Here is a 14,828-nt window from a genome sequence, read left to right on the forward strand (position 1 = left end):
GGAGGAACTAAGATGCTTCAAAAAGACATCGAAAAAGTATTAATTTCAGAGGAAGATTTACAAATTAAAATTCGTGAGATTGGGGAATCCTTAACGGAGGAATATCAAGAGAAGTTTCCTTTAATGATTGGTGTACTAAAGGGTGCAATGCCATTCATGGCTGACTTAATGAAACGAATCGACACTTACGTTGAAGTAGATTTTATGGATGTAACTAGTTACGGTAATGCTACTGTATCTTCTGGTGAAGTGAAAATCGTTAAAGACTTAAACACAAGTGTTGAAGGTCGCGACATTTTAATTGTAGAAGATATTATTGATAGTGGTCTAACGCTAAGCTACTTAGTAGACCTTTTCAAATATCGCAAAGCAAAATCAATTAAAATCGTTACATTATTAGACAAACCAACTGGTCGCAAAGTAGACTTAAAAGCTGATTTTGTAGGTTTTGAAGTACCAGATGCATTTGTTGTAGGATATGGATTAGATTACGCAGAAAAATACCGTAACTTACCATACATTGGGGTGCTAAAGAAAGAAGTTTATTCATTTTAATAACAATGTTAAAATTTTGACAATTTTACATTGAAACTTCTTTTTGCAAATGCTTTTCGTTGTACGCCTTAATGTTCATATGTTAAGATTTACTATAGTTTTTCTGTTTACCTTGTGAGGAGGCTGGGGATGAATCGAATATTTCGATACACCATATTATATTTATTAATTTTCCTCGTGATCATCGGGATTTTTGGTACGTTTAATAACTCGAACCAACCGACGAAAGAAATACAGTATCACGAGTTTATAACAGCACTAGATAAAGGCAAAGTAACCCGTGCGGAGTTACAGCCTGACAAATTGGTTTATGTCGTTAAAGGTGAATTAGAGGGTTACAAAAAAGGTGAATCTTTTGTAACAAATGTACCTCGTGATAACCAAGCAGTAATGGATAAAATTGATGCTGCGGCAAAAAACAACTCGAAAATCAACTTTTTACCTGCTCCTGAAACGAGCGGATGGATTCAGTTCTTTACTGGGATTATTCCATTCATCATCATCTTTATCCTGTTCTTCTTCTTATTGAATCAGGCACAAGGTGGCGGTAATCGTGTAATGAGCTTCGGGAAAAGTAAAGCTAAGCTGTATGACGATCAGAAGAAAAAAGTTCGTTTTACAGATGTAGCTGGTGCCGACGAAGAAAAACAAGAGCTTGTTGAAGTAGTGGACTTCTTAAAAGATCCTACTAAATTCAATGATATTGGAGCGCGTATTCCGAAAGGGATTCTACTTGTAGGACCTCCTGGTACTGGTAAAACTTTACTAGCACGTGCGGTAGCCGGTGAAGCTGGTGTACCATTCTTCTCTATTAGTGGTTCTGACTTCGTTGAAATGTTTGTTGGTGTGGGGGCTTCACGTGTTCGTGATTTATTCGAAAACGCGAAGAAAAACGCACCATGTATCATATTCATCGATGAAATTGATGCAGTTGGTCGCCAACGTGGCGCAGGCTTAGGTGGCGGTCATGATGAACGCGAACAAACATTAAACCAATTACTTGTTGAAATGGATGGTTTCGGTGAAAACGAAGGTATTATTATCGTCGCTGCAACGAACCGTCCGGACATTCTAGATCCTGCATTATTACGTCCAGGTCGTTTTGACCGTCAAATTACTGTTGGGCGCCCAGATGTAAAAGGTCGTGAAGCTGTTCTTAAAGTACACGCTCGTAAAAAACCTTTAGATGAATCAGTGGACTTAAAAGCAATTGCTCAACGTACACCGGGATTCTCTGGTGCGGATTTAGAAAACTTATTAAACGAAGCTGCGCTTGTCGCTGCTCGTACGAATAAGAAGAAAATTGACATGGGAGATATCGATGAAGCAACTGACCGTGTAATTGCTGGTGTTGCTAAAACGAGTCGTGTCATTTCACAAAAAGAACGTAATATTGTTGCATACCATGAAGCAGGACACGTTGTTATTGGATTAATATTAGATGAAGCTGAAAAAGTTCATAAAGTAACAATTGTACCTCGTGGTCAAGCTGGCGGTTACGCTGTAATGCTTCCAAAAGAAGATCGTTACTTCATGACAAAACCGGAACTTCTTGATAAAGTAGCAGGTTTACTTGGTGGACGTGTAGCTGAAGATATCGTCTTTGGTGAAGTTTCAACAGGAGCTCATAATGACTTCCAACGTGTAACTAGTATTATTCGCTCAATGGTTACTGAATACGGTATGAGTGATAAACTTGGTCAATTGCAATTTGGTTCAAGCCAAGGAGGCAACGTCTTCTTAGGTCGAGATATCAATTCTGAACAAAACTATTCAGATAAAATTGCTTACGAAATTGATCAAGAGATGCAAAGCATGGTAAAAGAGCAATATGACCGTACAAAACGTATTCTTACTGAAAATCGTGATCTTCTAAATTTAATTGCTACAACTTTACTTGAAGTTGAAACATTAGATGCAGAACAGATTCAACATCTAAAAGAGCACGGAACATTGCCAGACAGACCTTATAACCAAAGTAATGGTAAAAAGGCTGATCTAGTAATTGAAAGTAATGAATCTAAAAATGTAACTTTAGTTAAAGAAGAAAAGCTTGATGTGTTTGGAACTGCTGATCCAACGTCAAGTGACCTACCTACTGAAAAGCAGGATGGAACATCAAATGATGGTATTCAAGAAGAACGAAAATAATAGCTATTAAATTAGAAGCTGATTGACCTTTGCTCTCGCATAAGGCAATCGGCTTCTTTTATTAGTTCTATATATGGTATGATTCTTTCAGAAAACTGTATGTAAGTGAGGCTAGGTTCGATGATTTTAGTAATGGATACAGGGAATACAAATATTTCCCTTGGTATATTTAATGATGACAAACTTATGCATCATTGGCGTATGGAGACTGACCCGCATAAGACAGAAGATGAATATGCAATGCAGGTTAAATCGTTATTTACACATGTAGATTTATCTTTTGATGATATAGATGGTATTATTATTTCCTCAGTAGTGCCTCCGATAATGTTTTCATTAGAGGCAATGTGTCGAAAGTATTTTTCGCTAGAGCCTTTGATTGTTGGGCCAGGTGTGAAGACGGGTCTGAATATCAAATATGAAAATCCTAGAGAAGTTGGTGCTGATCGTATCGTGAATGCTGTAGCTGCACTTCATGAGTATGAATCGCCACTGATTATTGTGGATTTCGGTACGGCAACAACCTATTGTTATTTGAATGATAAAGGTGACTATATGGGTGGGGCGATTGCACCGGGAATTAATATTTCTACAGAAGCGTTATTTGCACGGGCTTCTAAATTGCCGCGTGTTGAAATTATGCGACCGGGTAATGTTATTGGAAAGAATACGGTATCTGCTATGCAATCCGGTATCGTTTATGGTTATGTTGGACAAGTAGAAGGTATCGTTAGTCGAATAAAGATGCAGAGTAAGAAGGAACCGCTTGTAATTGCAACTGGTGGACTTGCTTCATTAATTGCGAAAGAATCCACAATTATCGATATTGTTGATCCGTTTTTAACTTTAAAGGGATTGCGTATAATATATAAGAGAAATCAATAAGAAAAGAGGAATATTAGAGTGGGAGATTATTTAGTAAGAGCATTAGGATTTAATAATAGTGTACGTGCATTTGCGGTGAGTACTACTGAAACGGTTGGGGAAGCGCAACGTCGTCATGATACTTGGCCTACAACTTCTGCGGCACTTGGTCGTACAATGACTGCATCAGTGATGATGGGTGCTATGTTAAAAGGTGAAGATAAAATCACTGTTAAAGTTGAAGGTAATGGACCAATTGGTTCGATGATCGTAGATGCGAATGCAAAAGGTGAAGTTCGTGGTTATGTTACAAATCCGCATGTAGAATTTGATTTGAACCCACAAGGAAAACTGGATGTTCGCCGTGCTGTTGGTACCGAGGGAGCATTAACAGTTGTAAAAGACTTAGGCTTACGTGATTTCTTCTCTGGACAAGTGCCGATTGTTTCTGGGGAAATTGCAGAAGACTTCACATATTATTTTGCTACATCTGAACAGGTACCTTCATCAGTAGGTCTTGGTGTATTAGTAAATACAGATGATTCTATTCTGGCGGCTGGTGGATTTATCATACAACTGTTACCTGGTGTAGATGATGAAACGATTACGCAAATTGAAAATCAATTATCGAAAATCGAACCGGTTTCTAAAATGATTCAAAAAGGGTTAACTCCTGAAGAAATCTTAAAAGCTGTGTTAGGTGAAGATAATGTTCAAATGCTAGATACATTACCGGTGAAATTTGAATGTAACTGTTCCAAAGAGCGTTTTGGTGCGGCGATCATTAGTTTAGGCGAAAAAGAAATTCGTGATATGATCGAAGAAGATGGAAAAGCAGAGGCGCATTGTCACTTCTGTCAAGAAAAGTACCAATACTCAAAAGAAGAATTAGAAGGATTCATAACAGAAATTAATTCTTAAAATGTTAGTAAATCTATTCTGAAGAATGTAATTTAAGTTAGTCTGTATCTTAATTAAATGCCTAAACATTTATATTGTGAAGACATATTGATACATGTTAAAGACTTTTAAAATAATGATATCTAGACTACTCTACACATACTAATTGTAGAGTAGTCTTTTTTATTTTACATGAGTGGAATGAATATACACGTCTATAAGGAATAATCTTTAGGGTTTATTGGGTGGGATTTGTTACTTAGGAATATAGTTTATATTTTTAGTAGAGTAAATAGTTTTTTGTTTGACAAACATAACCAATAGGTTGTAAAATTAAGATAATTTAAAACCTATAAAATTACTAGGAATTAGGAGTGAGTAAAAGATGAGTAGATTAGTTAATTCAGTAACAGATTTAATTGGTAAAACACCAATCGTGAAATTGAATAATGTTACAGGGCCAAATGACGGTAATGTTTACGTTAAACTAGAATACTTTAACCCGGGCAGTAGTGTTAAAGATCGTATTGCTTTAGCGATGATTGAAGCTGCTGAAAAAGCGGGTAAGTTAAAAGAAGGAAGCACATTAATTGAGCCGACAAGTGGTAATACTGGTATTGGTCTTGCAATGGTAGCAGCTGCTAAAGGATACAAAGCGGTGTTAGTAATGCCTGATACAATGAGTATGGAACGTCGCAATTTACTACGTGCTTACGGAGCGGATCTTGTTTTAACACCTGGCGCTGAAGGGATGAAAGGTGCAATTGCAAAGGCGAATGAGCTTTCTGAACAAAATGGCTGGTTTGTTCCTCAACAATTTGAAAATCCTTCAAACGCTGAAGTTCACCGTTTAACAACTGGTCCAGAAATAGTTGAAGCATTTGATGGTTTAAATCTTGATGCATTTATTGCGGGTGTTGGTACTGGTGGTACAATTACAGGTGTAGGAGAAGTATTAAAAGAAAGATATTCTGAAATTGAAATTATCGCAGTAGAACCAAAAGATTCTCAAGTTTTGGCTGGGGCACAACCGGGACCTCATAAAATTCAAGGGATCGGAGCAGGTTTTGTTCCTAAAGTGTTGAATACGGAAATCTATACTTCGATCTTCCCGGTAGAAAATGACGCTGCATTTGATACAGCGCGTAAAATTGCTAAAGAAGAAGGCGTATTAGGTGGTATTTCTTCTGGTGCAGCTATTTTCGCAGCAATCGAAACAGCAAAACGTCTTGGCAAAGGTAAAAACGTTTTAGCTATTCTTCCATCGAATGGTGAAAGATACTTAAGTACGCCACTTTACCACTTTGACGACTAATTCAACTTCATTAAATTCTAAGCGGGGCATTTATGTGCTCCGTTTTTTTATTTTTGTCTAAATTTTCTCTAGAACTTTGCTCTCTGACTTTCATTTTCATATACTGTTAGATGTTGGTGCAATTTTAAAAACAAAATTTGTGAAATTAAAATATAGATTTAATTAATTGGAGGAAGAGTTCTTGAGCTTATCGTTAATCAATTACCCATCTTTTTCGATGGACAAGCAGTCATTCTTTTATGCGTTTAAGGAACTTGTAAAAAGTGAGCAATATCATTTGCTATTAGAGAGTGGCCGCGGTGGGCAGCAGTCAGTGGCAGGGTGGAACCCAATGGCTGTAGTACGTTCGACAGATGATGGAATACTTATTTCTTGGCGTGATGGACAAGAAGAGACACGGGTAGGGGAATCGCTGCATTTGTTGGAAGATTTAATAGCAGAATATAAATTGCCTGCTAATGTAGATTTTCCGGATTTTCAGGGTGGTGCAGCAGGATTTATCTCATATGATTATGCACGAAAAATAGAGAACCTACCAAATCTAGCAGAGGATGATCTGCAAATACCTGATTTATATTTTTATCTATTTGATGAATGGGCTGTATTTGATGTAGTAGAGGAACAAGTTCATTTGATGAAGCTATCATCTAGCAATGTAAATCTTGAACAACGTGCGCGCGATTGGCAACATGCTGTAGAAAGTGGTCTGAAATCGCAGATGTTTGCGGAGGGAGCTGCTACTGATGTTGTGCATGATGTAACAAAGCTACAAGTATCACTATCGTCAGATGTTTTTGAAGAGGCTGTCCATAAAGTGCAAAATTATATTGCGCAAGGTGATGTGTTCCAAGTGAATCTTTCTGTTAGACAAGCAAAAGAGCTTGGTGCAGAACCTATGCAAATGTATGAGGCGCTACGTTCGTTTAATCCTTCTCCGTATATGGCATTTATCCATTCCCCTGAATTTGCAGTTGTTTCAGGTTCTCCTGAATTACTTGTGAAGAAAAAAGGGCGGGAGCTTTCAACTCGACCGATAGCTGGGACTCGTCCGAGAGGGAAGGATTTCGTTGAAGATGAACGATTGGCACAGGAATTAATTGATAATGAAAAGGAGCGCGCTGAACATGTTATGCTCGTTGATCTAGAGCGTAATGATTTAGGTCGTGTCTCAAAATATGGAAGCGTTGAAGTAAATGAGTTTATGGTGATTGAGAGATATTCGCACGTTATGCATATTGTTTCAAATGTAAGAGGCATTGTAGACGAAAATTGTTCAAATGCAGATGTTGTAAGAGCGCTATTCCCTGGTGGCACAATAACAGGTGCACCTAAAATTCGTACGATGGAAATTATTGAGGAGCTGGAAACGGTTCGTCGGGGATTATACACAGGGTCAATCGGTTGGTTAGGATACAATGGTGATTTAGAACTTAACATCGTCATCCGTACGGCTTTTATTAAAGAAGAGGTGGCATATATACAAGCGGGTGCAGGTATCGTGATAGATTCTATTCCTGCAAATGAATATATTGAATCGCTAAACAAGGCAAAAGCTTTATGGCAAGCGAAGGCGATGGCGGAGGAGTGTAACGTATGATTTTAATGATTGATAACTACGATTCATTTACCTATAATCTTGTGCAATATTTTGGTGAATTTGGACAAGAGCTTATTGTGAAAAGAAATGATGAGCTAACAGTGCAGGAGATTGAAAAACTTTCGCCTGCTATGATTGTCATCTCTCCTGGACCTTGTAGTCCAAATGAAGCTGGTAGAAGTTTAGAAATCATTGCTCATTTTGCGGGGAGCATTCCGATTTTTGGTGTCTGTTTAGGGCATCAAGCGATTGCTCAAGTATTTGGTGGGAAGGTTATTCGTGCAAAACGATTAATGCATGGTAAAACGTCGCCTGTACAGCATGATAGTAAAGGTGTAAATAGAGGGCTACCAAATCCGTTTCAAGCAACGCGTTATCATTCATTAATTGTTGAACGTGAAACTTTACCTGACTGCCTAGAAATTACTTCGTCGACAGCAGAAGGTGAGATTATGGGGATTCGTCATAAGGATTATCCGATTGAAGGTGTTCAGTACCATCCGGAATCGATTATGACAGAGGATGGTAAGAAGATATTAAAGAACTTTATTGAGTGCTATTGCGAGGTTACTGAAGGAAGTGGTAACTAATGTGGTGTTGGATGAACGGGGAGTATGTGCAGAGTGAGGATTTAAGGATTTCGCCATTTGATCACGGCTTTTTGTATGGATTAGGATTTTTTGAAACATTTCGTACGTATGACGGGGATGTATTTCTATGGGAAGATCATTGTAAAAGGCTGCAACGAGCATTAGATGATTACCATATCATTTTACCTTATAGCTTTGATGAATTGTTAGCAGTTATTCGTGAGTTGGATAAACGTTGTGATGGAGAAGATGGTTATTTTCGTTTGAATGTTTCGGCGGGGGTGCATGATATTGGATTAAAACCAACAAGTTATACTGAACCGACTGTTATTGTATTCCGTAAGCCTTTACCTAAAATGGTGAGAGGGGAAGAGAAATCAGCGGTATGGTTGAATACAGAACGCAATTCACCGGAGCAATCAATCCGCCATAAATCCCATCATTATGCGAATAATGTAATAGCTCGATTTGAAGTACCATCTTTAGCAGAGTTGGAAGGTTTTTTTGTGAATGGAGATGGCTTTGTAGCGGAAGGTATTACGTCAAATATTTTTTGGGTGACGGATGGTAAGGTATACACACCTTCTATTGAAACAGGTATTTTACCAGGCGTTACGCGAGGGCAAGTGATGCAGCAAATTACTGTTTTAGAAGGATTCTATACTCGAGAGCAGTTAGAACAAGCGGATGAATGCTTTATAACAACTTCTATTCAAGAGCTTATCCCAATCCGTTCTTTACAAGGTAAAAATTTCCTAGGAAATAACGGGCCGGTTTACAAAGCTCTTCATGAGCAGTATGTTAAAAGCATAAATGATGTGAAAGGGAGATCTTGATGAACCTAGACAATTACACAACACCATTAACTATCGACGGGCATATACTCGACTTCCATAAAGAGACATTTGTGATGGGGATATTAAATGTAACACCAGACTCTTTTTCAGATGGCGGAAAATATAATGATTTAGAAGCAGCGGTAGCTCAAGCAAAGCAAATGGTCGCTGATGGTGCAAAGATTATTGATATCGGCGGCGAATCAACTCGCCCTGGACATACTCAAATCTCAGTCAAAGAAGAATTATCTCGTGTTATACCTATTATTAAAGAGCTTCGTAAAGAGGTACATGTATTAATCTCAATTGATACATATAAAGCAGAAGTAGCAAGACAAGCTGTTTTAGCAGGAGCACATATAATTAATGATATTTGGGGAGCTAAGTACGACCCTGAAATTGCTAGTGTGGCTGCAGAATTAAATGTACCAATTATTTTAATGCATAACCGCGAAAATGAAGAATACGGGGTAAACTTTTGGGAGGTAGCCAAAGCTGATTTAGAAAAGAGTTTGCAAATCGCCAAAGCTGCTGGGGTACCTGATGCACATATTTGGCTAGACCCAGGGATTGGATTTGCGAAATCGCACCATGAAAATATATTGATGATGCAATCTTTACCGCAATTAGTAGAGATGGGTTATCCTGTATTACTTGCGACGTCTCGCAAAAGAATAATTGGAAATGTCTTAGACCTCCCTGTTACAGAACGGGTGGAAGGTACGGGTGCTACAGTCTGCTTTGGAATCGATAAAGGTTGCCATATGGTACGTGTACATGATGTTAAGGAAATCACCCGTATGACAAAAATGATGGATGTCTTATTAGATAAACAACCAAATGTAGAATGATAAGGTTTAGTTTAAAGTAATATTTCTAATTATGAAGTGGAGTGTTAACTATGGATTATATCCATGTAAAAGATATGGAGTTTTATGGCTATCATGGTGTATTGGCTGCCGAAACCGCTATTGGTCAGCGCTTTAGGGTGTCGATAACACTAGCGGTAGATTTACATCAAGCTGGTGAGACAGACGAGCTTGAATATACGGTGAACTACGCGGAAGTTTATATGATTTGTAAAGAAATAGTTGAAGGTGAACCATATAAATTAATCGAAGCTGTAGCAGAGCAAATTGCGACACGCATTCTGGCTACATATGAGGGACGAGTAAAAGGGTTGCGTGTTGAAATGATTAAACCTGACCCACCGATTCCAGGTCATTACCGGGAAGTATCTGTAGAGTTGACAAGAGGTGAGTTTCAATGAACGAAGCCTTTATTTCTCTAGGCTCAAATATAGGAGACCGGTTGCGAACTTTGCAACATGCAGTCAAGTTACTAACTGAGCATCCAGAAGTGGAAGTTGTTGCTGTGTCTTCTGTATATGAGACTGATCCTGTTGGTTTTGCAGACCAGGATGCATTCCTTAATATAGTTGTGCAAATTCGCACTTCGTTGAATCCAGAAAAAACACTTGAATTGTGCCAAACAATCGAGAACGAGTTAAAGCGTGTTCGCGTAATCCGTTGGGGTCCAAGAACTATAGACCTTGACATTTTGCTTTATAATTACGAGAAAATTGAAACAGAGACACTAATTGTTCCGCATCCTAGAATGCATGAACGTGCTTTTGTTCTTGTACCATTATTGGAAATCGCTCCAGATCTCATTTATCCTAAAACAAACGAAGCGTTGCAATCAATGCTATCTAGTGTTGGGAAAGAAGGCGTACGACAATGGAAAACGATCGCTGGGGTAGAAGAATTCGTGCATTTCGAAAACTAAAAAGAATTCAGCAGGTCGAATTTGCGAAAAAAATTGGTATCTCTACTTCTATTTTAGGTAAAATTGAACGTGGAGACCGTTTGCCAACAGAAGAACAGTTACAAATCATAGCGGCAGCGCTTGATATAAATATGGACGAATTAAAAGGTGGAGAATAAGCTCCGACCATAATACTATTAACCAAACAGAGACGGCATTAGAATTAAGAACATTACTTAATACTGTAGTACAAGAATTTGAAGAACGAGAAGCAGCAGAAAAAGCTATCCATATTATTTAACAAATCTCCGAGTCGTCGCCTTTGAAGTGACGGCTTTTTTCTTTAGGAGCTAAAGGATTATGAAGTATTTACTAGTAAATGATGATAAAGACGTGAATCGTCAAGCAAAATTGTGTACAATAAGTACATTATGGACTGCATAGCGGAACAAAAAATGAGGAGTGAATATCGTGTCTGAAGAATTAAATGACCAAATTTTGGTGAGACGCCAAAAGATGGCTTCTATTAGAGAAAACGGCTTAGATCCATTCGGTGCCCGTTTTGAACGTACGCATTTATCAAACGAAATTAAAGAACAGTATGTGGATTTTACTAAAGAACAATTAGAAGAAGATTTACATGAAGTTGTAATCGCGGGTCGTATTATGACAAAACGCGGTAAAGGTAAAGCTGGTTTCGCGCATATTCAAGATTTAGGTGGACAAGTACAAATTTATGTTCGAAAAGATGCTATTGGTGAAGAAGCATACGAATTGTTTAAGCAAGCAGACCTAGGAGACATCGTAGGTATTCGCGGTAATGTTTTCCGCACTCAGGTAGGAGAACTTTCTGTTAAAGCATTAGAATTTACTTTCCTAACTAAATCATTACGCCCAATGCCAGAGAAATTCCATGGCTTAAAAGATGTAGAGCAACGTTATCGTCAACGTTACTTAGATTTAATGACAAGTGAAGAAAGTAAACAAACTTTCATTACTCGTTCAAAAATTATTCAGGCCATCCGCCGTTACTTAGATGGCAATGGTTACCTTGAAGTAGAAACACCAATGCTACACACAATTGCGGGTGGAGCAGCAGCTCGTCCATTCATTACGCATCATAATTCATTAGATATGGAATTATATATGCGTATCGCTATTGAACTACACCTAAAGCGATTAATCGTTGGTGGGCTTGAAAAAGTATATGAAATTGGTCGTGTATTCCGTAATGAAGGTATGTCAACGCGCCATAACCCAGAATTCACTATGATTGAATTATACGAAGCATACGCTGACTACCGTGATATCATGGCTCTTACAGAGAATTTAATATCTCACGTAGCACAAGAAGTTTTAGGTACAACTGATGTTCAATATGGCGATGATGTTATAAGTTTAGCGCCGGGTTGGACTCGTCTGCACATGGTAGATGCAGTTAAAGAAGCAACGGGTGTAGACTTCTGGGCTCCGATGTCAAAAGAAGAAGCGCGAGCACATGCAAAAGAACACGGTGTTGAAATTAAAGATTCTATGGAAGTAGGTCATATTATTAATGAATTCTTCGAACAAAAAATAGAAGAAACATTAGTTCAGCCTACATTTATCTATGGTCATCCAGTGGAAATTTCTCCATTAGCTAAGAAGAACCCTGAAGACGAGCGATTCACAGATCGTTTTGAATTATTCATTGTACGTCGTGAGCATGCAAATGCCTTTACTGAATTAAATGATCCAATTGATCAACGTGAACGCTTTGAAGCACAGCTTGCTGAAAAAGAAGCAGGTAATGATGAAGCGCACGAAATGGATGATGACTTCATTGAAGCATTAGAATATGGTATGCCGCCAACAGGTGGATTAGGTATCGGTATCGATCGCTTAATCATGTTGTTAACGAATTCACAAACTATACGTGATGTATTATTATTCCCTACAATGCGTCCGCGTGATTAAATACTAAGGTTTTCTTATAAAAAGACTCTAGTTAGTACTAGAGTCTTTTTTTATTTGCGTTCTATTAGAGTGGTTAGCTTTTTGTTTGAAAATTACTAAGAAGTTCATTACAATAGAAGACAAGCTATTTTTGTAAGTACCTAATGCTAACTAATAAATAAGGTTTTAATTTTTTTAAAAAAGGGGTTGCGTTGGAATTAATATAGTGATATATTAATTGAGTTGCTAATTTAGCTAACAAAACGATTTGAAGATAACTTAAAAAAGTTGTTGACACTGAGTGGATGATTTGATAAGATATAAAAGTTGCTGACAAACAAGCAACTACGACAATTTCGAAACAACGATTTGAAAATAACTCAAAAAAGTTGTTGACAACGAAATGTTATTACGATATAATGTTAAATGTCGCTAATGAAGTGGCGAACATAATGAACCTTGAAAACTGAACATGCAAGACGTTAATCAATAAATGTTTTGGACATCAACTTGTTGGTGGATCAAAACAAAAATAGATATCATCTTCGGATGATACGCTAGCAAAGCTAATGAGCTTTCAAACTACTTTTATGGAGAGTTTGATCCTGGCTCAGGACGAACGCTGGCGGCGTGCCTAATACATGCAAGTCGAGCGAATGATGAAGAAGCTTGCTTCTTCTGATTTAGCGGCGGACGGGTGAGTAACACGTGGGCAACCTACCTAGTAGATTGGGATAACTCCGGGAAACCGGGGCTAATACCGAATAATCCATTTTGTCACATGGCAAAATGCTGAAAGGCGGTTTCGGCTGTCACTACTAGATGGGCCCGCGGTGCATTAGCTAGTTGGTGGGGTAATGGCCTACCAAGGCAACGATGCATAGCCGACCTGAGAGGGTGATCGGCCACATTGGGACTGAGACACGGCCCAAACTCCTACGGGAGGCAGCAGTAGGGAATCTTCCACAATGGACGAAAGTCTGATGGAGCAACGCCGCGTGAGTGATGAAGGTTTTCGGATCGTAAAACTCTGTTGTAAGGGAAGAACAAGTACGTTAGTAACTGAACGTACCTTGACGGTACCTTATTAGAAAGCCACGGCTAACTACGTGCCAGCAGCCGCGGTAATACGTAGGTGGCAAGCGTTGTCCGGATTTATTGGGCGTAAAGCGCGCGCAGGTGGTTTCTTAAGTCTGATGTGAAAGCCCACGGCTCAACCGTGGAGGGTCATTGGAAACTGGGAGACTTGAGTGCAGAAGAGGAAAGTGGAATTCCAAGTGTAGCGGTGAAATGCGTAGAGATTTGGAGGAACACCAGTGGCGAAGGCGACTTTCTGGTCTGTAACTGACACTGAGGCGCGAAAGCGTGGGGAGCAAACAGGATTAGATACCCTGGTAGTCCACGCCGTAAACGATGAGTGCTAAGTGTTAGGGGGTTTCCGCCCCTTAGTGCTGCAGCTAACGCATTAAGCACTCCGCCTGGGGAGTACGGCCGCAAGGTTGAAACTCAAAGGAATTGACGGGGGCCCGCACAAGCGGTGGAGCATGTGGTTTAATTCGAAGCAACGCGAAGAACCTTACCAGGTCTTGACATCCCAATGACCGCTCTAGAGATAGAGTTTTCCCTTCGGGGACATTGGTGACAGGTGGTGCATGGTTGTCGTCAGCTCGTGTCGTGAGATGTTGGGTTAAGTCCCGCAACGAGCGCAACCCTTGATCTTAGTTGCCATCATTTAGTTGGGCACTCTAAGGTGACTGCCGGTGACAAACCGGAGGAAGGTGGGGATGACGTCAAATCATCATGCCCCTTATGACCTGGGCTACACACGTGCTACAATGGACGATACAAAGAGTCGCTAACTCGCGAGGGTATGCTAATCTCATAAAATCGTTCTCAGTTCGGATTGTAGGCTGCAACTCGCCTACATGAAGCCGGAATCGCTAGTAATCGTGGATCAGCATGCCACGGTGAATACGTTCCCGGGCCTTGTACACACCGCCCGTCACACCACGAGAGTTTGTAACACCCGAAGTCGGTGAGGTAACCTTTATGGGGCCAGCCGCCGAAGGTGGGATAGATGATTGGGGTGAAGTCGTAACAAGGTAGCCGTATCGGAAGGTGCGGCTGGATCACCTCCTTTCTAAGGATAATTACGGAAACAGATCTTGGATCTGTCGATTAACGTCTTGCGTTCAGTTTTGAAGGCTCATTGTAAAATGATCTTCAAAACCTTGTTCTTTGAAAACTGGATAAAACGACATTGAAGCAAATTAAGTAACACATTTTTTATTATTAAGTTTTTTAGGCTTAATAACTAA

The 14,828-nt window shown here is 39.3% G+C and carries 13 protein-coding genes and 1 rRNA gene; all 14 read left to right on the forward strand.

The window, feature by feature from the left end; all coding sequences use genetic code 11:
* The first annotated feature begins 12 nt into the window (after positions 1 to 12).
* The 14 genes from hpt to MHH85_RS20560 all read left to right on the forward strand — a co-directional run bounded on the left by hpt (position 13) and on the right by MHH85_RS20560 (position 14,650).
* Positions 13 to 555, forward strand: a complete 543-nt coding sequence (gene hpt, locus MHH85_RS20495) for a hypoxanthine phosphoribosyltransferase (RefSeq protein WP_053418361.1) — start codon at positions 13 to 15, stop codon at positions 553 to 555.
* 129 nt (positions 556 to 684) lie between these two features.
* Positions 685 to 2,706 carry an ATP-dependent zinc metalloprotease FtsH gene (gene ftsH, locus MHH85_RS20500; RefSeq protein WP_053418360.1) on the forward strand — a complete coding sequence of 674 codons (2,022 nt, stop codon included), beginning with the start codon at positions 685 to 687 and terminating at the stop codon, positions 2,704 to 2,706.
* A gap of 120 nt (positions 2,707 to 2,826) precedes the next feature.
* Positions 2,827 to 3,591, forward strand: a complete 765-nt coding sequence (locus MHH85_RS20505; RefSeq protein ID WP_193737845.1) for a type III pantothenate kinase — start codon at positions 2,827 to 2,829, stop codon at positions 3,589 to 3,591.
* Between the two features lie 18 nt (positions 3,592 to 3,609).
* A complete protein-coding gene (gene hslO, locus MHH85_RS20510) occupies positions 3,610 to 4,491 on the forward strand; it encodes an Hsp33 family molecular chaperone HslO (RefSeq protein WP_193737844.1) in 882 nt (293 codons plus the stop codon).
* A 364-nt stretch (positions 4,492 to 4,855) separates the two neighbouring features.
* The gene (cysK, locus tag MHH85_RS20515) at positions 4,856 to 5,785 is read left to right on the forward strand and encodes a cysteine synthase A (RefSeq protein ID WP_340708339.1); all 930 of its coding nucleotides are present in this window, start codon (positions 4,856 to 4,858) and stop codon (positions 5,783 to 5,785) included.
* A 217-nt stretch (positions 5,786 to 6,002) separates the two neighbouring features.
* Entirely contained in the window at positions 6,003 to 7,382 is a 1,380-nt protein-coding gene (locus MHH85_RS20520) for an anthranilate synthase component I family protein (protein ID WP_340708535.1), read from the forward strand.
* Positions 7,379 to 7,972 (forward strand): aminodeoxychorismate/anthranilate synthase component II, encoded by a 594-nt coding sequence (gene pabA, locus MHH85_RS20525; RefSeq protein ID WP_193737842.1) that lies wholly within the window; start codon positions 7,379 to 7,381, stop codon positions 7,970 to 7,972. The genes MHH85_RS20520 and pabA overlap by 4 nt, the downstream gene beginning before the upstream one ends.
* The gene (gene pabC / locus MHH85_RS20530; RefSeq protein WP_340708340.1) at positions 7,972 to 8,808 is read left to right on the forward strand and encodes an aminodeoxychorismate lyase; all 837 of its coding nucleotides are present in this window, start codon (positions 7,972 to 7,974) and stop codon (positions 8,806 to 8,808) included. Before pabA ends, pabC begins: the two co-directional genes overlap by 1 nt.
* A complete protein-coding gene (folP, locus tag MHH85_RS20535) occupies positions 8,808 to 9,659 on the forward strand; it encodes a dihydropteroate synthase (protein WP_340708341.1) in 852 nt (283 codons plus the stop codon). The genes pabC and folP overlap by 1 nt, the downstream gene beginning before the upstream one ends.
* 50 nt (positions 9,660 to 9,709) lie before the next feature.
* Complete coding sequence (gene folB / locus MHH85_RS20540) at positions 9,710 to 10,078, forward strand: dihydroneopterin aldolase (protein WP_053418353.1); 369 nt, start codon at positions 9,710 to 9,712, stop codon at positions 10,076 to 10,078.
* A complete protein-coding gene (folK, locus tag MHH85_RS20545; protein ID WP_340708342.1) occupies positions 10,075 to 10,596 on the forward strand; it encodes a 2-amino-4-hydroxy-6-hydroxymethyldihydropteridine diphosphokinase in 522 nt (173 codons plus the stop codon). Before folB ends, folK begins: the two co-directional genes overlap by 4 nt.
* Positions 10,548 to 10,754, forward strand: coding sequence for a helix-turn-helix domain-containing protein (locus tag MHH85_RS20550; protein WP_193737838.1), 207 nt, complete (start codon positions 10,548 to 10,550; stop codon positions 10,752 to 10,754). The genes folK and MHH85_RS20550 overlap by 49 nt, the downstream gene beginning before the upstream one ends.
* A gap of 292 nt (positions 10,755 to 11,046) precedes the next feature.
* The gene (gene lysS / locus MHH85_RS20555; RefSeq protein WP_193737837.1) at positions 11,047 to 12,531 is read left to right on the forward strand and encodes a lysine--tRNA ligase; all 1,485 of its coding nucleotides are present in this window, start codon (positions 11,047 to 11,049) and stop codon (positions 12,529 to 12,531) included.
* Positions 12,532 to 13,097: 566 nt separating this feature from the next.
* A 16S ribosomal RNA gene (locus tag MHH85_RS20560) occupies positions 13,098 to 14,650 on the forward strand.
* Positions 14,651 to 14,828: the final 178 nt, after the last annotated feature.

Origin of the sequence: Viridibacillus sp. FSL E2-0187 (genome assembly GCF_038006425.1) — a bacterium.
GTDB lineage: Bacteria > Bacillota > Bacilli > Bacillales_A > Planococcaceae > Viridibacillus > Viridibacillus arvi.